Annotated in this window: 18 protein-coding genes; 10 read left to right on the top strand and 8 right to left on the bottom strand. The window is 61.7% G+C overall.

Going from position 1 to position 19,261, the window contains the following annotated elements:
* Positions 1 to 73: 73 nt before the first annotated feature.
* Positions 74 to 529 carry a YaiI/YqxD family protein gene (locus AC515T_RS27905; RefSeq protein WP_496530779.1) on the top strand — a complete coding sequence of 152 codons (456 nt, stop codon included), beginning with the start codon at positions 74 to 76 and terminating at the stop codon, positions 527 to 529.
* Between the two features lie 121 nt (positions 530 to 650).
* Here the strand turns inward: AC515T_RS27905 and elbB are convergent, their stop codons facing one another.
* A complete protein-coding gene (gene elbB / locus AC515T_RS27900; protein ID WP_496530778.1) occupies positions 651 to 1,319 on the bottom strand; it encodes an isoprenoid biosynthesis glyoxalase ElbB in 669 nt (222 codons plus the stop codon).
* Positions 1,320 to 1,442: 123 nt separating this feature from the next.
* Here elbB and AC515T_RS27895 point away from each other — a divergent pair, with 123 nt between their 5' ends.
* Positions 1,443 to 2,690, top strand: coding sequence for a sterol desaturase family protein (locus AC515T_RS27895; protein WP_496530777.1), 1,248 nt, complete (start codon positions 1,443 to 1,445; stop codon positions 2,688 to 2,690).
* On the opposite strand, the gene AC515T_RS27890 is transcribed toward AC515T_RS27895, so the two are convergent.
* A complete protein-coding gene (locus AC515T_RS27890; protein ID WP_060740116.1) occupies positions 2,671 to 3,294 on the bottom strand; it encodes a DedA family protein in 624 nt (207 codons plus the stop codon). The genes AC515T_RS27895 and AC515T_RS27890 overlap by 20 nt on opposite strands.
* A 204-nt stretch (positions 3,295 to 3,498) precedes the next feature.
* On the opposite strand from AC515T_RS27890, the gene hemB reads away from it, so the two are divergent.
* Together hemB and ppk1 are read left to right on the top strand one after the other, a co-directional pair.
* Complete coding sequence (gene hemB, locus AC515T_RS27885) at positions 3,499 to 4,512, top strand: porphobilinogen synthase (RefSeq protein WP_496530776.1); 1,014 nt, start codon at positions 3,499 to 3,501, stop codon at positions 4,510 to 4,512.
* 17 nt (positions 4,513 to 4,529) lie between these two features.
* Positions 4,530 to 6,746 carry a polyphosphate kinase 1 gene (gene ppk1, locus AC515T_RS27880; protein ID WP_496530775.1) on the top strand — a complete coding sequence of 739 codons (2,217 nt, stop codon included), beginning with the start codon at positions 4,530 to 4,532 and terminating at the stop codon, positions 6,744 to 6,746.
* A gap of 159 nt (positions 6,747 to 6,905) precedes the next feature.
* Here the strand turns inward: ppk1 and ppx are convergent, their stop codons facing one another.
* The 5 genes from ppx to AC515T_RS27855 form a co-directional block, all read right to left on the bottom strand.
* On the bottom strand, positions 6,906 to 8,408 hold the full coding sequence (gene ppx / locus AC515T_RS27875) for an exopolyphosphatase (RefSeq protein ID WP_496530774.1): 1,503 nt from the start codon (positions 8,406 to 8,408) through the stop codon (positions 6,906 to 6,908).
* Positions 8,409 to 8,567: 159 nt separating this feature from the next.
* A complete protein-coding gene (locus AC515T_RS27870; protein ID WP_442089772.1) occupies positions 8,568 to 9,302 on the bottom strand; it encodes an amino acid ABC transporter ATP-binding protein in 735 nt (244 codons plus the stop codon).
* Positions 9,289 to 9,939, bottom strand: a complete 651-nt coding sequence (locus AC515T_RS27865) for an amino acid ABC transporter permease (RefSeq protein ID WP_053126442.1) — start codon at positions 9,937 to 9,939, stop codon at positions 9,289 to 9,291. Before AC515T_RS27865 ends, AC515T_RS27870 begins: the two co-directional genes overlap by 14 nt.
* Positions 9,936 to 10,616 (bottom strand): amino acid ABC transporter permease, encoded by a 681-nt coding sequence (locus AC515T_RS27860; protein WP_496530773.1) that lies wholly within the window; start codon positions 10,614 to 10,616, stop codon positions 9,936 to 9,938. Before AC515T_RS27860 ends, AC515T_RS27865 begins: the two co-directional genes overlap by 4 nt.
* A 21-nt stretch (positions 10,617 to 10,637) precedes the next feature.
* Complete coding sequence (locus tag AC515T_RS27855) at positions 10,638 to 11,423, bottom strand: transporter substrate-binding domain-containing protein (RefSeq protein ID WP_496530772.1); 786 nt, start codon at positions 11,421 to 11,423, stop codon at positions 10,638 to 10,640.
* A 255-nt stretch (positions 11,424 to 11,678) separates the two neighbouring features.
* Here AC515T_RS27855 and AC515T_RS27850 point away from each other — a divergent pair, with 255 nt between their 5' ends.
* From AC515T_RS27850 to AC515T_RS27825, 6 genes are all read left to right on the top strand, one after another.
* Positions 11,679 to 12,386 carry a FadR/GntR family transcriptional regulator gene (locus tag AC515T_RS27850; protein ID WP_496530771.1) on the top strand — a complete coding sequence of 236 codons (708 nt, stop codon included), beginning with the start codon at positions 11,679 to 11,681 and terminating at the stop codon, positions 12,384 to 12,386.
* A 121-nt stretch (positions 12,387 to 12,507) separates the two neighbouring features.
* The gene (gene trxA, locus AC515T_RS27845) at positions 12,508 to 12,837 is read left to right on the top strand and encodes a thioredoxin TrxA (protein WP_003206727.1); all 330 of its coding nucleotides are present in this window, start codon (positions 12,508 to 12,510) and stop codon (positions 12,835 to 12,837) included.
* Positions 12,838 to 13,078: 241 nt separating this feature from the next.
* Complete coding sequence (gene rho / locus AC515T_RS27840; protein WP_496530770.1) at positions 13,079 to 14,338, top strand: transcription termination factor Rho; 1,260 nt, start codon at positions 13,079 to 13,081, stop codon at positions 14,336 to 14,338.
* Positions 14,339 to 14,462: 124 nt separating this feature from the next.
* A complete protein-coding gene (gene ubiD, locus AC515T_RS27835; protein WP_014340789.1) occupies positions 14,463 to 15,929 on the top strand; it encodes a 4-hydroxy-3-polyprenylbenzoate decarboxylase in 1,467 nt (488 codons plus the stop codon).
* Positions 15,929 to 16,897, top strand: coding sequence for a CDP-6-deoxy-delta-3,4-glucoseen reductase (locus AC515T_RS27830; protein ID WP_496530769.1), 969 nt, complete (start codon positions 15,929 to 15,931; stop codon positions 16,895 to 16,897). The genes ubiD and AC515T_RS27830 overlap by 1 nt, the downstream gene beginning before the upstream one ends.
* A gap of 337 nt (positions 16,898 to 17,234) precedes the next feature.
* Positions 17,235 to 17,903 carry a gamma-glutamylcyclotransferase gene (locus tag AC515T_RS27825; RefSeq protein WP_496530768.1) on the top strand — a complete coding sequence of 223 codons (669 nt, stop codon included), beginning with the start codon at positions 17,235 to 17,237 and terminating at the stop codon, positions 17,901 to 17,903.
* On the opposite strand, the gene glpT is transcribed toward AC515T_RS27825, so the two are convergent.
* Complete coding sequence (gene glpT / locus AC515T_RS27820; RefSeq protein WP_496530767.1) at positions 17,879 to 19,228, bottom strand: glycerol-3-phosphate transporter; 1,350 nt, start codon at positions 19,226 to 19,228, stop codon at positions 17,879 to 17,881. The genes AC515T_RS27825 and glpT overlap by 25 nt on opposite strands.
* Between the last annotated feature and the right edge of the window lie 33 nt (positions 19,229 to 19,261).

Genomic DNA, 19,261 nt, shown 5'->3' with positions numbered 1-19,261 from the left:
TCCCACAGGATGTAGGCTGTCCTGTGTGGGAGCGAGCTTGCTCGCGATGCATTTAAAAAGAGGAACAACCCCAATGCGCGTATGGATCGACGCCGATGCCTGCCCCAAGGCGGCGAAGGAACTGGTGGTCAAGTTCGCCCTGAAGCGCCGGTTCGAGGTGGTACTGGTGGCCGGTCAACCGCAGATCAAGCCGGCCCTGGCCTGTGTGAAATTGATCGTGGTGCCCAGCGGCCCTGACGCGGCGGACGATTACCTGGTGGAGCACGCCGTGCCGGGTGAGCTGGTGATCTGCAGCGACGTGCCCTTGGCCGACCGGTTGGTGAAGAAGGGCGTCGCCGCTCTGGACCCGCGAGGCAAGGAGTTCGATGCGCAAAACATGGGCGAGCGGCTGGCGGTGCGCAACCTGTTCACCGATTTGCGTGAGCAGGGTCATATGGGCGGCGGACCGGCGGCGTACAGCGAACGGGACAAGCAGGGGTTTGCCAATGCGCTGGATCGGATCCTGACGCGCCTGATCCGATTGCCTTGATCATGCCCAACCCCTGTGGGAGCGAGCTTGCTCACGATTGCGGTGCATCAGTCAATACAAATGTAGCTGAGCCGACGCTATCGCGAGCAAGCTCGCTCCCACAGGGGTAGTGGTGGCGGGGTCAGGCGTCGTTCTCGTGCGTCAGTTCCAGCACCCGGTCCACCAGCTTGTTGATGCCTGAGGCCGCTTCGCTGATGTTCTGCGCCAGCATGTAGGCCGGGGTACTGACCAGTTTGCGCGCGCGGTCTTCGACGATGTCGGTCACCGCGCAGTCTTCATGAGTGCCGCCCATTTTGCCCACGGCTGCCGCCGTGTCCGGGTCGTTGCCGATGGTGCAGGTCACCCCCGGGCCATAGATTTTTGCCGCCAGGGCCGGGGAGATGCAGATCAGCCCGACGGGTTTGCCCGCCTCGGCAAAGGCCTCGGTCAAGGCCAGGACCTCTGGCTGGACAGTGCAACCGGCGCCTTCGACGGCAAAGTTGGAGAGGTTTTTCGCCGAGCCAAAACCACCGGGTACGATCAAGGCGTCGAAATCCTCGGCCCTGGCTTCTCGCAAATCCTTCACGTTGCCCCGGGCGATCCGTGCCGATTCCACCAACACGTTGCGGCTCTCGGGCATTTCCTCGCCGGTCAGGTGATTGATCACGTGCAGTTGGGCAATGTTGGGGGCGAAGCACTGGACCTGCGCCCCGCGCTGGTCGAGACGCAGCAAGGTGATCACGCTTTCGTGGACTTCGGCGCCGTCATACACGCCACAGCCGGAAAGGATCACTGCAATTTTTTTGCTCATGGGCTTTTCTCCAGATTCATGGCGTTAAATGTCTACTAATTTGTCACTCGTTGCCATAGGGGGATCGGGCAGCTACACCTAATCTGCCGACTATCTCCCTGCCTTGCATGCCCGGGTTGCGTCATGAACTTCATCCTGTATGCCGTGCCGTTCTTCTTCGTGCTGATCGCCGTCGAGTTGCTGGCCGATCGTTGGCGGGGCGTGAGCCACTACCGCGTGGCAGATGCGATCAACAGCTTGAGCACCGGCGTGCTGTCGACCACCACGGGCCTGTTGACCAAAGGCGTGGGGCTGGTGACCTACGCCTTTGCGTTGAAACACCTGGCCGTCATCGAACTGCCTGCCGACCAGGCCTGGACCTGGGTGTTCGCCTTCGTGCTCTACGACTTCTGCTACTACTGGCTGCACCGCATGGGCCATGAGCGCAACATCCTCTGGGCCGCCCATTCGGTGCATCACCAGAGCGAGGACTACAACCTGTCCACCGCGTTGCGCCAGACCAGCACCGGGTTCCTGTTGAGCTGGATCTTCTACGTCCCGCTCGCCGTTCTGGGCGTGCCGCTGGTGGTCTTCGTCAGCGTCGCGGCGTTGAATCTGCTGTACCAGTTCTGGGTCCACACCCAGCACATTCCCAAGCTCGGCTGGCTGGAGTGGTGCTTCGTGACGCCGTCCAATCATCGTGCCCACCATGCACAGAACCCTCTCTACATGGATCGCAACTACGGCGGGGTGTTCATTATTTGGGACCGTCTATTTGGCACCTTCCAAGAAGAAGACGATAACGAACCGGTGATTTTTGGCGTAACCACGCCGCTGGCGAGTTGGAATCCGTTGTGGGCCAACCTGCAGTTCTATGCACAGCTGTGGGCCGATGCACGGCGGGCCGAGCGCTGGTGGGACAAGCTGCGCATCTGGTTCATGCCCACCGGTTGGCGTCCGGCGGACGTCGCGGCCCGGTACCCGCTGAACAAGCCGGATCTGAGCCAGTTCCGCAAATTCGCCGTGCCGCTGGACCCGCGCCAACAGTGGTACGTGGGGCTGCAGTTCTGCGTCTACATTGCCCTGGGCAGTTATTTGATGAACCTTGAAGGCAGCCTGCCGGTCGCCGCCCTGGTGCTGGGGTGGGGCGCGGTGGCGTTCGGTCTGTTCGTGTTGGGCGTGGCCCTGGAGAATCGCCCGTGGGCGCTGAAACTGGAGCTGTTGCGGCTGGCCTCGAACCTGCCGCTGGTGTGGCTGGCGCCGCTGGCCGGGTTGTGGCCGGTCAGCGCTGTGATGAGCCATGGGGTCTGGGTCGGGCTGCTCAGCTACAGCCTGCTCAGTGGCATCGGGCTGTACTGCTGCCGCAGCCGGTTTACTCGGTTGGCGTCGTAGGTGCGTCGGACCTGGTTTGTTCCAGGCGCTCGGCTTCGAGGACTTTCCTGGCCAGCCGCGCATTCTTGATGCGCCGGCGCAGCCACAGGACCAGGCCCAGCACCAGCAGCGCGCCGAGCACCCACAACTCATATTTCTTGATGCTGCCCAGCATGCCTTCGAGCACGGCGCCGAAGTGGTACGCGGCAGCGGCCAGGGCCGTGGCCCAGATCGCCGCACCGATGCCGTTGAGCAACAGGTAGCGGCCCGGCGGATAGCCCGACAGGCCGATCGCCACCGGCATCACCGTGCGCAGGCCGTAGACGAAGCGGAAACTCAGGACCCAGATGTCCGGGTGCCGGCGGATGTGTTCCAGCGCGCGATCCCCCATCAACTGCCAGCGCGGCTTGCGTGCCAGGAGCTTGCGACCGTGCTTGCGGCCCAGGAAATACCACAGCTGATCGCCCGCGTAGCTGCCGCAGAAGGCCACGACCACCACCAGGTTGATGTCCATATAGCCACGGAACGCCAGGAAACCTGCGAGCACGAGGATGGTTTCGCCTTCGAAGAACGTGCCGATAAACAAGGCCAAGTAGCCGAAGTCATGCAGAAATTGTTGGAGCATTGTCTGGGTGCTGGCGAAATGAACGCGCAGCCTAACCCTTCAGGCACATTCAGGAAAGTATCGAAATGTGTCTCGACGTGAACAATTCCTACAGAAGACAATGACTGCGACTACCGGTCACGGCTTAGCACAACTGTCACACGTTCGTCATAATGGCCGCTTATAACTGTCACGCTCGCCCGTCTGCGGGCTCAGGAGTCTGCCGTGAGCTTTACCCCCGCCAATCGTCTGTTCCCTGCTACCCGCCTGCGTCGCAACCGTCGTGATGAGTTTTCTCGTCGGCTGGTGCGTGAAAACGTGCTGACCACCGACGACCTGATCCTGCCGGTATTCGTGCTGGACGGTGAGAACCGTCGCGAAGCGGTGGCGTCGATGCCCGGGGTGGAACGCCTGACCATCGACCTGCTGCTCGAAGAAGCTGCCCACTGGGTCGAGCTGGGTATCCCGGCGCTGGCCCTGTTCCCGGTGACGCCGCCGGCGCTCAAGTCCCTGGACGCCGCGCAAGCCTGGAACCCGGAGGGCATCGCCCAACGTGCGACCCGTGCCCTGCGTGCGCGCTTCCCGGAGCTGGGGGTGATCACCGACGTGGCGCTGGACCCGTTCACCACCCACGGGCAGGACGGTATCCTCGATGAAGAAGGCTACGTGCAGAACGACATTACCGTCGATGCGCTGGTCAGGCAGGCGCTGTCCCACGCCGAGGCCGGCGCCCAGGTGGTTGCGCCGTCGGACATGATGGACGGGCGCATCCAGGCAATCCGCGAAGCCCTCGAGGTGGCCGGTCACGTCAACGTGCGGATCATGGCCTATTCGGCCAAGTACGCCAGCGCCTATTACGGCCCGTTCCGCGATGCGGTCGGCTCGGCCCTGAACCTGGGCAAGGCCAACAAGGCCTCTTATCAGATGGACCCGGCCAACAGTCAGGAGGCCTTGCACGAAGTGGCGGCCGACTTGTCAGAAGGGGCAGACATGGTCATGGTCAAGCCTGGCATGCCCTACCTCGACATTCTTTGCCGGGTCAAAGACGAATTCAAAGTGCCGACCTTTGTTTATCAGGTCAGCGGCGAGTACGCCATGCACATGGCCGCGATCCAGAACGGTTGGTTGGGCGAAGGGGTGATCCTGGAGTCCTTGACCGCTTCCAAACGCGCAGGCGCTGATGGCATCCTGACTTACTTTGCCGTGCGCGCCGCCCAATTGTTACGAGAGCAGAAATAGCCTCCCAGGAACTTGCGATGAATACCGAAGGACTCTCCGAAGTTGCCGTAAAAGACGCTCAACCCGTGGTCGAGCAAGTTGCCGAAACACCGCCGGAGCTGGAGCCTGCTCCCCCGGCCGTCATCGAGCCCGCCCCGGCGCCGGCGATTGCCATTCCGAACCTGGATGACAGCAGCCTGTACATCCATCGCGAGCTGTCGCAACTGCAGTTCAACATCCGCGTGCTGGAGCAGGCGCTGGACGAGTCCTATCCGCTGTTGGAACGGCTGAAATTCCTGCTGATCTTTTCCAGCAACCTGGATGAGTTTTTCGAAATCCGTGTCGCCGGCCTGAAGAAGCAGATCACCTTCGCCCGTGAACAGGCCGGTGCCGACGGCTTGCAACCGCACCAGGCCTTGGCCCGCATCAGCGAGTTGGTCCACGGTCATGTGGACCGGCAGTACGCGATCCTCAACGACATCCTGTTGCCGGAGCTGGAAAAGCACCAGGTGCGCTTCATCCGTCGCCGCTACTGGAACACCAAGATCAAGACCTGGGTGCGCCGCTATTTCCGCGACGAGATTGCGCCGATCATCACGCCGATCGGCCTCGATCCGACGCACCCGTTTCCGTTGCTGGTCAACAAGAGCCTGAACTTCATCGTCGAACTGGAAGGCATCGACGCCTTCGGTCGCGATTCCGGCCTGGCGATCATCCCGGCGCCACGCCTGTTGCCGCGCATCATCCGCGTGCCGGAAGACGTCGGTGGCCCCGGCGACAATTATGTGTTCCTGTCGTCGATGATCCACGCCCACGCCGATGACCTGTTCCAGGGCATGAAGGTGAAGGGTTGCTACCAGTTCCGTCTGACGCGTAACGCCGACCTGTCGGTGGACACCGAGGACGTCGAAGACCTGGCCCGCGCCCTGCGCGGCGAGCTGTTCTCCCGTCGCTACGGCGATGCGGTGCGTCTGGAGGTGGCCGACACCTGCCCGAAACACCTGTCCGATTACCTGCTCAAGCAGTTCAACCTGCACGAGACCGAGCTGTATCAGGTCAACGGTCCGGTCAACCTGACCCGACTGTTCAGCATCACCGGCCTGGACAGCCACCCGGAGCTGCAATACCTGCCGTTCACGCCGCAGATCCCGAAACTGCTGCAAAACAGCGAGAACATTTTCAGCGTGGTCAGCAAGCAGGACATCCTGCTGTTGCACCCGTTCGAGTCGTTCACCCCCGTGGTCGACTTGCTGCGCCAGGCGGCCAAGGATCCCCACGTATTGGCGGTGCGCCAGACCCTGTACCGCAGTGGTGCCAACTCGGAAATCGTCGACGCCCTGGTGGACGCGGCGCGAAACGGCAAGGAAGTCACGGCAGTGATCGAATTGCGCGCCCGCTTCGACGAAGAATCCAACCTGCAACTGGCCAGCCGCCTGCAAGCGGCCGGCGCGGTGGTGATCTATGGCGTGGTCGGTTTCAAGACCCACGCCAAGATGATGCTCATCCTGCGCCGTGAGGCCGGTGAGATCGTGCGTTACGCCCACTTGGGCACCGGCAACTACCACGCCGCCAACGCCCGCCTGTACACCGACTACAGCCTGCTGACCTCCGACGATGCCTTGTGCGAAGACGTCGGCAAGCTGTTCAGCCAGTTGATCGGCATGGGCAAGACCCTGCGCATGAAGAAACTGCTGCACGCGCCGTTCACCCTGAAAAAGGGCATGCTCGACATGATCGCCCGGGAGACGCAGTTCGCCCTGGACGGCAAGCCGGCCCACATCATTGCCAAGTTCAACTCGCTGACCGATCCGAAGGTCATCCGTGCGTTGTACAAGGCCAGCCAGTCGGGCGTGCGCATCGACCTGGTGGTGCGGGGCATGTGCTGCCTGCGGCCGGGCATCCCGGGGGTGTCCCACAACATCCATGTCCGCTCGATCATCGGGCGGTTCCTGGAGCACACGCGGGTGTTCTACTTCCTCAACGGCGGGGAGGAGCAGATGTTCCTGTCCAGCGCCGACTGGATGGAGCGCAACCTCGACAAACGGGTCGAGACCTGCTTCCCGGTGGAAGGCAAGAAGTTGATCCTGCGGGTCAAGAAGGAGTTGGAAAGCTACCTCACCGACAACACCCACAGCTGGAGCCTGCAGTCGGATGGCCGCTACATCCGCAACACGCCGACCGGCAACCAGAACCCGCGCAGCGCCCAGGCGACCTTGCTGGAGCGCTTGAGCAGCCCGGTGTTGGCGGTTCGTTAAAAACGGTGGAAGGGGGCAGGCTCAGCTTTTGTGGCGAGGGAGCTTGCTCCCGCTGGAGGGCGAAGCCCTCCCAAAAGGCTTGGGGCTGCTGCGCAGCCCAGCGGGAGCAAGCTCCCTCGCCACAATGGATTGCAGCTAAGCCTCGATTCCAGCAAGCAATCAGTGGATGTTCAGCACAATCCCGACCCGGGTCAGCCAGTCGGCTTCCTGGGCGAAGTCGGCCTGGGTCAGTTGGTTTTCTTCCAGCCAGCCCTCGGGGAACATCACGTCCAGTTGATCGCCATCGGCGTGCAGGGCCACCTGGGGCATTTCCTGGGTGCCACGGATGTGGTGGAACAGGATCGCAAAACGCAGTAGCACGCACAGGCGAATCAGCTTGATGCCGTCATCGCCGAACTCGGCGAATTTATCCTTGGGAATGTTGCGTCGATGGCCGCGCACCAATAGCGCGAGCATCTGTTGGTCTTCCCGGGAGAAACCCGCCAGGTCCGAGTGCTCGATCAGGTAGGCGCCGTGCTTGTGGTAGTGATAGTGGGCGATGTCCAGGCCCACTTCATGGACCTTGGCGGCCCAGCCCAGCAACTCGCGCCAGACCCCGTCGTTCAAGTCCCAGTCGTCGGCCACCTGGTCGAAAGCATGCAGGGCCTTGCGTTCGACGCGTAGGGCCTGCTCCAGGTCGACGTGATAGCGCTCCATGAGTGAGCCCAGGGTGCGTTCACGCACGTCTTCATGATGATGACGCCCCAGCAGGTCGTAGAGCACTCCTTCGCGCAGGGCGCCTTCGCAGTGGTCCATGCGCTGCAGTTCGAGGGCGTCGAAAATCGCTTCGAGGATCGCCAGGCCCGCGGGGAAAATCGCCCGGCGGTCGGGCTTGATGCCTTCGAAATCGAGCTTGTCCGCATCGCCAAGCTTGAACACCCTGCGCTTGAGCCAGGCCAGGCCCTCGGCGTTGACCTCGCCGGTGCCGTGGCCGCCCGCCTTGAGCGCCAGGCCGATGGCGCGAATGGTCCCTGAGGAGCCGATGGCTTCGTCCCAGGTCAGGCGGTGCAGGGCGTGTTCGATGCTCATGATTTCCAGGCGCGCCGCCGTGTAGGCCTGGGCGTAGCGGGCCGGGGTGATCTTGCCGTCGCGGAAATAGCGCTGGGTGTAGCTGACGCAACCCATCTGCAGGCTTTCGCGCAGCAGTGGTTCGAAGCGCTGGCCGATGATGAATTCGGTACTGCCGCCGCCGATGTCCGCCACCAGGCGCTTGCCCGGGGTATCGGCCAGGGTGTGGGAGACACCAAGGTAGATCAGACGGGCTTCTTCACGGCCGGAGATGACTTCCACCGGATGGCCGAGGATCTCTTCGGCGCGACGGATGAATTCGCCACGGTTACGCGCCTCACGCAGGGCGTTGGTGCCGACGATCCGCACCGCCCCCAGGGGCATGCCGTTGATCAGTTGGGCAAACCGCTTGAGGCAATCGAGCCCGCGCTGGATGGATTCTTCGCTCAGTTGGCGTTCTTCGTCGATGCCGGCGGCCAGTTGGACCTTCTCGCCGAGCCGCTCAAGAATGCGAATCTCCCCGTTCTGGGCCTTGGCGACGACCATGTGGAAGCTGTTGGAGCCCAGGTCGATGGCGGCGATCAGGGACAGATTCTTGGCTTGGGATGGCGGCATGGTCAAAAAGTCTCGGTCGATAACCTCGCCATCCTGCCACGATCGACCGCTTACGCCAACGCACCTGAAGCAAACCCTTGAGCCAGAGCAGCCTGCAGGGCGTCTTTGTGGCGAGGGAGCAAGCTCCCTCGCCACAGGAGCCTCTTTAAGCAGCGAAGATCAGGCTGGCTCGACCATCCCGATAAAATTCGCCAGCTCCGCGGTCTGCGGATCGGCGAACAGCACCTTGGGATCGCCCACCTCATGCACCTTGCCCTGGTGCATGAACACCAGTTTGTCGCCCACTTCCCGGGCGAAGCGCATTTCGTGGGTGACCATGATCAGCGTCATGCCCTCCTTGGCCAGCTGTCGCACCACGCTGAGCACTTCATTGACCAGTTCCGGGTCCAGGGCCGAGGTGATTTCGTCGCACAGCAGCACTTTCGGCGACATCGCCAGGGCGCGGGCAATCGCCACCCGTTGCTGCTGGCCGCCGGACAAGCGGTCGGGGAAGGCATCGAATTTTTCGCCAAGCCCGACCCGTTCCAGCATCTGCCGCGCCAGCACGGCCGCCTTGGCCTTGGGCACTTTTTGCACAACTTGCGGCGCCAGCATGACGTTCTCGCCCACCGTCAGGTGCGGGAACAGGTTGAACTGCTGGAACACCATCCCGACTTTCTGGCGCAGACTGCGCAGGTCGGCGCGAGCGGCATCGAGGTATTCGCCGTCGACTTCGATCACGCCATCGTTGATCGATTCCAGGCCATTGAGGGTGCGCAGCAAGGTGGATTTGCCCGAGCCGCTGCGGCCGATGATCGCCACTACCTGGCCTTCTTCCACGCTCAGGTCGATGCCTTTGAGCACGTGATGATCGCCGTAGTATTTATGCAGGGCGGTAATTCTAAGCAGAGGCATGCAGTCTCCTTTCCAGGTAGCGCGCACTGAGGGACAAGGGGTAGCAGAGCAGGAAATAACCGAGGGCGACCAGGCCATAGACCATGAACGGCTCGAATGTGGCGTTGGCGAGCATGCCGCCGGTCTTGGTCAGTTCGGTGAAGCCAATGATCGAAGTCACGGCAGTGCCTTTGACCACTTGCACGGAAAAGCCCACGGTCGGCGCCACGGCAATGCGCAGAGCCTGGGGCAGGATCACGTAGCGCAACTGCTCCAGCGGGTTGAGGGCCAGGCTCGCCGAAGCTTCCCACTGGCCGTTGGAAATCGAATCGACACAACCGCGCCAGATCTCCGCCAGGTAGGCACTGGTGAATAGCGTCAAGGCAATCGCCGCCGCCATCCACGGGGAAATCTCCACCCCGGCCAGGGCCACGCCAAAGAACACCAGGAACAGTTGCATCAACAGCGGCGTGCCTTGGAACAGCTCGATGTAGGTGCGGGCGATGTTGCGGGGCAGGGCGCTCTTGGAGATGCGCAGCACCATCACCAGCAAGCCGATCACACCGCCGCCGATAAACGCCACCAGCGACAACGCCAGGGTCCATTGCAGGCCGGTGAGCAGGTTGCGCACCACATCCCAGAAAGTGAAATCGCTCATTGGCCGCTCCCGGTGCTGTTCTTGTACAGGCAGCGGCGGCCCACCCAGTTGAGAAACTGGCGGATCAGCAGCGCCATGCACAAGTAGATGAGCGTGGTCAGTGCATAGGTTTCGAAGGCGCGGAAGTTGCGCGACTGGATGAAGTTGGCGGCAAAGCTCAACTCTTCGGTAGCGATCTGCGAGCAGACCGCCGAGCCGAGCATCACGATGATGATCTGACTGCTCAGGGCCGGCCAGACCTTGCCCAGTGCCGGCAGCAGCACCACGTGGCGGAAGGCCTCGAAGCGGCTCATCGCCAGGGCCGCGGCCGCTTCCAGTTGCCCCCGCGGGATGGCCTGGATACCGGCGCGGATGATCTCGGTGGAGTAGGCGCCAAGGTTGATCACCATCGCCAGCACCGCCGCCTGCCATTCGGAAATCTGCAGGCCCAGGGACGGCAAGCCGAAGAAGATGAAAAACAACTGCACCAGGAACGGTGTGTTGCGGATCAATTCCACGTACACCCCGAAGAACACCGCGAACGGACGAATGTTCCAGGCCCGCACCACAGCCCCGACGATGCCCAGGCCGACCCCGAGCAACGTGCCGATGGCCGTCAGTTCCAGGGTGAACAGCGCACCGCGCAGCAGCAGCTCGGTGTTTTGCACCACCGGCAGAAAATCGAACTGATAAGCCATGCTCAGCCTCTCAAGCGACGGTCAGAGATCGGCCGGCAGCGGCTGCTTGAGCCAGGTCTGGGAGTTCTTCTCCAGGCTGCCATCGGTCTTGGCGGTGGCGAGGATCTGGTTGACCTTGTCCAGCAGCGCAGGCTCGTTCTTGTTCACGCCCACGTACACCGGCGAGTCCTTGAGTTTGACCTTCAGCGCCGGAACACGCTTGGGGTTGCGTTCGCTGATGGCGACCATCACCACGTTGCCGCTGGCGATCAGGTCCACCTGGCCGGCCAGGTAGGCGGCGATGGTCGAGTTGTTGTCTTCGAAGCGTTTGATGGTGGTGCCTTCGGGGGCGACCTTGGTCAGCTCGATGTCTTCAATGGCGCCACGGGTGACGCTGATGGTTTTGCCCTTGAGGTCGTCCAGGGTGCTGATGGCGGCATCAGGCGGGCCGAACACGGCCAGGTAGAACGGCGCGTAGGCGCTGGAGAAGTCGATGACCTTTTCCCGCTCCGGGTTCTTGCCCAGGCTGGAAATCACCAGGTCGACCTTGCCGGTGGTCAGGAAGGGGATGCGGTTGGTGCTGTTGACCGGCGTCAGTTCAAGCTTGACCTTGAGCTGGTCGGCCAGCAGTTTCGCGGTGTCGATGTCCAGGCCGCGGGGTTTCATGTCCGGGCCGACCGAACCGAATGGCGGGAAGTCCTGGGGTACGGCGACTTTGAGGGTGCCACGCTTGACCACGTCTTCCAGGCCATCGGCGTGGGCGGGCAGCTGACAGAGCATCAGGCTGGCAAACAGGGCTGTGAGCAGGGCGCTGCAACGCTGAATCATGGCGAATCTCCGCAATCGGTGATGTGATTTCTGCGATCGGACAGAGCACAGGCCATGCCAAGGCGGCTTTAAATCGTCCAAAGCCACGGTTTTGCTGGCGGGCGGCGGTCTTACTGGTCTGAACAGTTGCGCCGCGTTTCGCACCGTTATCGGGCGTCGGCATTTGTCGCCGAACCCTGCTGGGGCACGACTTGCCGGGCGCGGCGAATAGCTTTACAACTAGCCGCTCACTGGCCCGGTTCGTCTGAAAAAATCATGAATTCCATCGCTCGTGCCGTTCCTGAAGTGGCCCTGCAAGCCATCCGCAAACTGATCGTCGATGAAGGCTTTGGCCCGGGCGATGCGTTGCCGTCGCAACGGGACTTGGCACTGCAATTGGGAGTGAGTCGGGCGTCGTTGCGTGAAGCGCTGTCTTCCCTGAGTGCCTTGGGCATGATCAGCGTGCAGCCGGGCAAGGGGGTGTTCGTGCAGGCACCGGTAGAGGCTCCACGCAGCGAGTCGGCGCCGGGCTGGCCGTTCGCGGCCCAGGCTTCGCCGGTGGATATCTTCCAGTTGCGTTACGCCTTGGAGGGCTTCGCGGCGGGGTTGGCGGCGGTGACCCTCAGCGCCGATGAACTCGACCGGCTGCAAGACAATGTCGAAGCCATGCGCCGGGAATTGAAGGTCGGGGATTTCGACGCCGCCGCGCGGCTGGATTTCGAATTCCATCGGCGCATCCTGCTGGCCAGCGGCAACCAGGCGATGCTGAGCATCCTCACCGCCAGCGCCGACATCTTCCTGGAAAGCCAGAAACTACCGTTCATCCGGGCGGAGCGGGCCATGGAAACCTGGCAGGAGCACCGCAAGATCCTTCGCGCCCTGGCCCGTCGGGCGTCAGGCGCCGCGCAAAAAGCCATGCAGGAACATGTACGTAACGCTGCGCTGCGTACCGGGATTTCGTTCGTTGCTCCCACGGCTTCATGAGCCGGGCCATATTCAAATACATCGTGCGCCATAGCGAGACTCAATCAACTGCGGCTTCCTGAACCCGGGAAGGGCCGCTATGATGGGCCACGTTTTTTTGCTGATGACCCCGGAGATTTCCATGAGCAGCGATCTGATCAAACACGTTAGCGACGCTAGCTTCGAAGCTGACGTACTCAAGGCCGAAGGCGCGGTACTGGTCGACTATTGGGCTGAGTGGTGCGGTCCCTGCAAAATGATCGCTCCAGTCCTGGACGAGATTGCCGAGACCTACAAGGGCAAGCTGACCGTTGCCAAGCTGAACATCGACGAAAACCAGGAGACTCCGGCCAAGCACGGCGTGCGTGGTATCCCGACCCTGATGCTGTTCAAGAACGGCAACGTCGAAGCCACCAAGGTCGGTGCGCTGTCGAAGTCGCAGCTGGCGGCTTTCCTCGACGCCAACATTTAAGCGCCGAATGCCACCGGAAAAGCCCCGCAAATCGCGGGGCTTTTTCGTTATTCAGGGCTAGACGCTTGTAAATCCAGGTGGTACATTCGGCCCCGCACTGGTTTCTCCATTGCCCCCTGCAAGCCGTCGCCGACGCTCTCCTTTCGAATAAGTACGCGATCCTGTCGCCTTCTCTGCGGCGCGGCCTCATTAAGCCAAAAGCTTAATTTCCCCCCTCCATAAATGATTACGTCATTCCTATATGAATCTGACTAAACTCAAGCAAAAGCCGATTACCGAACTGCTCGAATTGGCCGAACAGATGGGCATAGAAAATATGGCCCGTTCGCGCAAGCAGGACGTGATTTTCTCCCTGCTCAAGAAGCACGCGAAAAGCGGCGAGGAAATCTCCGGTGATGGCGTGCTGGAGATTCTCCAGGACGGCTTCGGCTTCCTTCGCTCCGCAGACGCTTCCTATCTCGCCGGTCCAGACGATATCTACGTCTCGCCGAGCCAGATCCGTCGCTTCAACTTGCGCACCGGTGACACCATCGTTGGCAAGATCCGTCCTCCGAAGGAAGGTGAACGTTATTTCGCCCTGCTCAAGGTCGACACGATCAACTTCGACCGTCCGGAAAACGCGAAGAACAAGATTCTCTTCGAGAACCTGACTCCGCTGTTCCCGACCGTGCGCATGAAGATGGAAGCCGGCAACGGTTCCACCGAAGACCTCACCGGTCGTGTCATCGACCTGTGCGCACCCATCGGCAAGGGCCAGCGTGGCCTGATCGTGGCGCCGCCGAAGGCGGGCAAGACGATCATGCTGCAGAACATCGCGGCCAACATCGCCCGTAACAACCCTGAAGTTCACCTGATCGTGCTGCTGATCGACGAACGTCCGGAAGAAGTGACCGAGATGCAGCGCACCGTGCGCGGCGAAGTGGTCGCCTCGACGTTCGACGAACCGCCAACCCGCCACGTGCAGGTTGCCGAAATGGTGATCGAGAAGGCCAAGCGCCTGGTCGAGCACAAGAAGGACGTGGTGATCCTGCTGGACTCCATCACCCGTCTGGCCCGTGCCTACAACACCGTGATCCCGAGCTCCGGCAAGGTGCTGACCGGTGGTGTCGATGCCCACGCGCTGGAAAAACCCAAGCGTTTCTTCGGCGCCGCGCGGAACATCGAGGAAGGCGGTTCGCTGACCATCATCGCCACCGCACTGGTTGAAACCGGTTCGAAGATGGACGAAGTGATCTACGAGGAATTCAAGGGCACCGGCAACATGGAGCTGCCTCTGGATCGTCGTATCGCCGAGAAGCGTGTGTTCCCGGCCATCAACATCAACCGTTCCGGCACGCGCCGCGAAGAGTTGCTGACCGCCGACGACGAGTTGCAGCGCATGTGGATCCTGCGCAAGCTGCTGCATCCGATGGATGAAGTCGCCGCCATCGAGTTCCTGGTCGACAAGCTGAAAGCGACCAAGACCAACGATGAGTTCTTCCTGTCGATGAAACGCAAGTAAATCGCCAAGACAGGCCAGCAAGAGCCGGGGAAACCCGGCTTTTTGCTATCTGTGCATTCACTATTCTGGACGGGCGGCGTTAAACTCGGGCCCCCGAACGCCACGGCCACCATGAGGCTTTTGCATGCAGTATCGCGACTTGCGCGACTTTATCAGCGGGCTGGAACAGCGCGGCGAACTCAAGCGCATCCAGGTGCCGGTGTCTCCTGTCCTGGAAATGACCGAGGTCTGCGACCGCACCCTGCGCGCAAAAGGCCCGGCGCTGTTGTTCGAAAACCCGACGGGTTATGACATTCCGGTGCTGGGCAACCTGTTCGGCACGCCGGAGCGCGTGGCCTTGGGCATGGGCGCCGAAGCCGTCAGCGAACTGCGCGAGATTGGCAAGCTGCTGGCGTTCCTCAAGGAGCCCGAGCCGCCGAAAGGCCTGAAGGACGCGTGGTCCAAGCTGCCGATTTTCCGCAAGATCATTGCCATGGCGCCGAAAGTCGTCAAAGACGCGATCTGCCAGGAAGTGGTCATCGAGGGCGACGACGTCGACTTGGCCATGCTCCCGGTGCAGACCTGCTGGCCGGGCGACGTGGGGCCGCTGATCACCTGGGGCCTGACCGTCACCAAAGGCCCGAACAAGGACCGCCAGAACCTGGGGATCTACCGTCAGCAAGTTATTGGCCGCAACAAGGTCATCATGCGCTGGCTGAGCCATCGCGGCGGTGCGCTGGACTACCGTGAGTGGTGTGAAAAACACCCCGGCCAGCCCTTCCCGGTGTCGGTGGCCCTGGGCGCGGACCCGGCGACCATCCTCGGTGCCGTCACGCCCGTGCCCGACAGTCTCTCCGAATATGCGTTCGCCGGCCTGTTGCGCGGCAACCGTACCGAGCTGGTGAAATGCCGTGGCAACGACCTGCAGGTGCCGGCCACCGCCGAGATCATCCTTGAGGGTGTGATCCATCCCGGCGAAATGGCCGATGAAGGTCCGTACGGCGACCACACCGGTTACTACAACGAAGTCGACAGTTTCCCGGTGTTCACCGTCGAGCGCATCACCCATCGGATCAAACCGATTTACCACAGCACCTACACCGGCCGTCCACCCGATGAGCCGGCCATTCTCGGCGTGGCGCTGAACGAAGTGTTTGTGCCGATCCTGCAGAAGCAGTTTCCGGAAATCACCGATTTCTATTTGCCGCCGGAAGGCTGTTCGTATCGCATGGCCGTGGTGACCATGAAGAAGTCGTATCCGGGGCACGCCAAGCGCGTGATGCTCGGGGTCTGGTCGTTTTTGCGACAGTTCATGTACACCAAGTTCGTTATCGTCACCGACGACGATATCAACGCACGGGACTGGAACGACGTGATCTGGGCCATCACCACGCGCATGGACCCCAAGCGCGACACGGTGATGATCGAGAATACGCCGATCGACTACCTCGACTTCGCCTCGCCGGTGTCTGGCCTGGGGTCGAAGATGGGGCTCGATGCCACGCATAAATGGCCCGGTGAAACCACTCGCGAGTGGGGCCGGGTTATCGTCAAGGATGAAGCCGTTACCCAACGGATCGATGCCATCTGGAATCAGTTAGGAATAGATTGATGCGTGTAACCTTGCAGCCTTCCGGGGCGGTGCTGGAGATACGGCCCGCCGAGCGGATTCTCGATGGCGCGCGGCGCCTGGGCTATGAATGCCCGCAAAGCTGCCGCAACGGCAACTGCCACGTCTGTGGTGCGTTGCTGGTGGAAGGCCGTGTGCAACAGGCTGGCGAGGTGCGCGATCACGGTGAGATCTTCACGTGCATCGCCGAGCCGTTGGAGGACTGCGTGGTGTTGTGGGATGGCGTGCTGTCGCCCGGTGAGCTACCGGTACGCAACCTGGCGTGCCAGGTGATCGAGTGCGCCGACGTGGGCGGCGATGTCTGGCGAGTGCGTCTGCGTGCGCCAGCGGGCAAGCCGCCGCGCTATCACGCCGGGCAGTACCTGATGATCGAACGGGAAAACGGCGAAAAATCGGCTTTCTCCCTGGCCTCGGCACCGCATTCCGGGCGCGAGCTGCAGTTGCATGTGTTGGTGCGCGAAAGCAGTGCACAGGCGCTGCTGGAACAACTGCAACGCAACCCCAACGTGCGCGTCGAAATGCCTTTTGGCGACACGCACTTGTCCGAACTGCCGGACGGACCGTTGGTGCTGATCGCCGCTGGAACCGGCATGGCGCAGATGCACAGCCTGATCGAACATTGCCGTGCGGCGGGCTTCAAGCACCCGGTGCATCTGTACTGGGGCGTGCGGCGGCCGGACGATTTCTATGAAATCGAGCATTGGGACGAATGGAAAAAACTGCCGAACCTGTTCCTGCACAAAGTCGTCAGCGACTTGTGCGGCTGGGAAGGGCGCTGCGGGATGCTCCATGAAGCGGTGTGCGAGGACCTCAGCGATCTTTCCGGCGTGCACGTCTACGCCAGCGGCTCGCCGGCCATGATCTACGCCACGCTTGATGCGCTGGTGGAAGCCGGAATGGACGCCCACCAAATGCGCGCCGACGTGTTTGCGTATGCGCCGCGGGCTTGATAGCGATTGATTTCAAGTTGATTCATGCGTTGTTGTGATCTGGGTCGTGCGCTTTTGTGGCGAGGGAGCTTGCTCCCGCTCGGTTGCGCAGCAACCGCCTCTTTTGGGACCACTATGCAGTCCAGCGGGAGCAAGCGCCCTCGCCACAGGGGTGAATTCCGCCTTTTCCATCGATATAACTTCATATATTTCGTTTCGATATTTAGTCTCAAGGCCAGATACCGATAACGTATATAGCGCGTGGATGGCATTTAACTTGCCTTGATCCCCGTGAACGTCAACCCCATGACGTCCCCCATTTGCTTTCCAACCCGCGAGGAGCCAACCGCTACCGGCCATGACCGTTCTCGAATCCGCCATCACCTGTGCCTTGTACCCACCACGACTCGAGCTGGGGCCGCAGCTGACCCGTGAGCAATTGCTCGCCTCGATGCGATTGACCATGAGTCTTCACCAAGGCGGTCCGGTCTGGCTGTTCGCGTACGGTTCATTGATCTGGCGGCCGGAATGCACGGCGGTGGAGCGCATGCGCGGCCGGGTCCATGGTTATCATCGCGGTTTGTACCTGTGGTCCCACGAACACCGTGGCACCCCGGAATTGCCTGGGTTGGTGTTCGGGCTGGATCGCGGCGGCTCGTGTAGCGGGTTCGCTTACCGATTGCCGGAGGAGAATCTCGAGGACTCGCTGTTTGCCTTGTGGCAGCGCGAGATGCCGGTCCCTTCCTATCGCCCGCACTGGCTCAGTTGCCGTCTCGAGGATGGCAGCCGGGTGCAGGCCTTGGGGTTTGTACTGGAGCGGCACCTGCCCAGCTATGCCGGCAACTTGCCGGACCATGTGCTGAGCCAGGTGTTCGAAAGCGCCTGCGGGCGTTACGGCACCACTCGCGATTACGTCGAGCAGACCGTCCACGCCCTGCGTAGCCACGCCATGCCAGACCGGAATCTGGAGGCGCGGCTCAAGCGCTGCCAATCAGCGCTGGATCAGGCGACCGCTTCGCGGCTCTGACTGGCGATCTGCTTGTGCCACAGGGTTGGCGCGAGGAAGGCCATCGCCAGCAGGCAGGCACCGATCAACAGCACAAAACCACCGTTCCAGCCAAAATGGTCCACGGTGTAGCCCATGGCGGCACTGGCCGCGACCGAACCACCCAGGTAACCAAACAGACCGGTGAAGCCTGCGGCGGTACCGGCGGCTTTTTTCGGCGCCAGTTCCAGTGCCTGCAAACCGATCAGCATCACCGGGCCGTAGATCAGGAAGCCGATGGAAACCAGGGCGATCATGTCGACGGTCGGGTTGCCGGCCGGGTTCAGCCAGTACACCAGCGTGGCCACGGTCACCAGGGCCATGAACACCATGCCGGTCAGGCCACGGTTGCCGCGAAAGATCTTGTCCGACATCCAACCACACAGCAGCGTGCCGGGAATGCCCGCCCACTCGTAGAAGAAATAGGCCCAGGAGCTCTTGTCCACCGTGAAGCCCTTGGCTTCCTTGAGGTAGGTCGGCGCCCAGTCCAGCACGCCGTAGCGCAGCAGATAAACGAACACGTTGGCCATGGCGATGTACCACAGCATCTTGTTGCGCAGCACGTACTTGACGAAGATTTCCTTGGCGCTGAATTCGTTCTCGTGGCTGGCGTCGTAGCCTTCCGGGTAGTCGTTCTTGTATTTCTCGATCGGCGGCAAGCCCACCGATTGCGGGGTGTCGCGCATGGTCGCGAAGGCAAACACCGCAACGACGAGCGCTACCGTAGCAGGCACATAGAATGCCGCGTGCCAATCATTGAACCAGGCCATCCCCAGCAGGAACAGCGGACCGATCAGGCCGCCGCCGACGTTGTGTGCCACGTTCCACACCGACACCACGCCGCCACGTTCCTTCTGCGACCACCAGTGCACCATGGTCCGTCCGCTTGGCGGCCAGCCCATGCCTTGGGCCCAGCCGTTGATGAACAGCAGGATGAACATGATGGTGATGCTGGACGTTGCCCAGGGCGCGAAACCGAACACGAACATCACCCCCGCCGAGACCAGCAAGCCGAAGGGCAGGAAGTAACGCGGGTTGGAACGGTCGGACACCAGGCCCATCAGGAACTTCGACAGCCCATAGGCAATGGCGATGGCCGACATGGCCAGACCCAACTGGCCACGGGTGTAACCCTCGTCGATCAGGTACGGCATGGCCAGGGAGAAGTTCTTGCGCAGCAGGTAATACCCGGCGTAGCCAATGAAAATCCCGGCGAAGATCTGCCAGCGAAGGCGTCGGTAGGTGCTGTCTATTTTTTCTTCAGGCAGGACTGCCTGGTGTGCGGCAGGTCGAAAGAAAGCAAACATTCAAGTGCTCCAGGTTCTTGTTATGACGGCGGA

Source organism: Pseudomonas sp. FSO-7 (assembly GCF_059579345.1).
The sequence above is the reverse complement of the archived record's forward strand: the minus strand, read 5'-3'. Positions and strand labels throughout refer to the sequence as shown.

Coding starts and splice junctions, on each gene's coding strand:
- AC515T_RS27890 (WP_060740116.1), bottom strand. CDS start 3,294: ATGCTCCAACAATTTCTGCATGACTTCGGCTACTTGGCCTTGTTTATC.
- ppx (WP_496530774.1), bottom strand. CDS start 8,408: ATGCCGCCATCCCAAGCCAAGAATCTGTCCCTGATCGCCGCCATCGAC.
- AC515T_RS27905 (WP_496530779.1), top strand. CDS start 74: ATGCGCGTATGGATCGACGCCGATGCCTGCCCCAAGGCGGCGAAGGAA.
- trxA (WP_003206727.1), top strand. CDS start 12,508: ATGAGCAGCGATCTGATCAAACACGTTAGCGACGCTAGCTTCGAAGCT.
- AC515T_RS27870 (WP_442089772.1), bottom strand. CDS start 9,302: ATGCCTCTGCTTAGAATTACCGCCCTGCATAAATACTACGGCGATCAT.
- ubiD (WP_014340789.1), top strand. CDS start 14,463: ATGCAGTATCGCGACTTGCGCGACTTTATCAGCGGGCTGGAACAGCGC.
- AC515T_RS27825 (WP_496530768.1), top strand. CDS start 17,235: ATGACCGTTCTCGAATCCGCCATCACCTGTGCCTTGTACCCACCACGA.
- AC515T_RS27830 (WP_496530769.1), top strand. CDS start 15,929: ATGCGTGTAACCTTGCAGCCTTCCGGGGCGGTGCTGGAGATACGGCCC.
- AC515T_RS27855 (WP_496530772.1), bottom strand. CDS start 11,423: ATGATTCAGCGTTGCAGCGCCCTGCTCACAGCCCTGTTTGCCAGCCTG.
- glpT (WP_496530767.1), bottom strand. CDS start 19,228: ATGTTTGCTTTCTTTCGACCTGCCGCACACCAGGCAGTCCTGCCTGAA.
- AC515T_RS27865 (WP_053126442.1), bottom strand. CDS start 9,939: ATGAGCGATTTCACTTTCTGGGATGTGGTGCGCAACCTGCTCACCGGC.
- AC515T_RS27850 (WP_496530771.1), top strand. CDS start 11,679: ATGAATTCCATCGCTCGTGCCGTTCCTGAAGTGGCCCTGCAAGCCATC.
- AC515T_RS27895 (WP_496530777.1), top strand. CDS start 1,443: ATGAACTTCATCCTGTATGCCGTGCCGTTCTTCTTCGTGCTGATCGCC.
- AC515T_RS27860 (WP_496530773.1), bottom strand. CDS start 10,616: ATGGCTTATCAGTTCGATTTTCTGCCGGTGGTGCAAAACACCGAGCTG.
- rho (WP_496530770.1), top strand. CDS start 13,079: ATGAATCTGACTAAACTCAAGCAAAAGCCGATTACCGAACTGCTCGAA.
- elbB (WP_496530778.1), bottom strand. CDS start 1,319: ATGAGCAAAAAAATTGCAGTGATCCTTTCCGGCTGTGGCGTGTATGAC.
- ppk1 (WP_496530775.1), top strand. CDS start 4,530: ATGAATACCGAAGGACTCTCCGAAGTTGCCGTAAAAGACGCTCAACCC.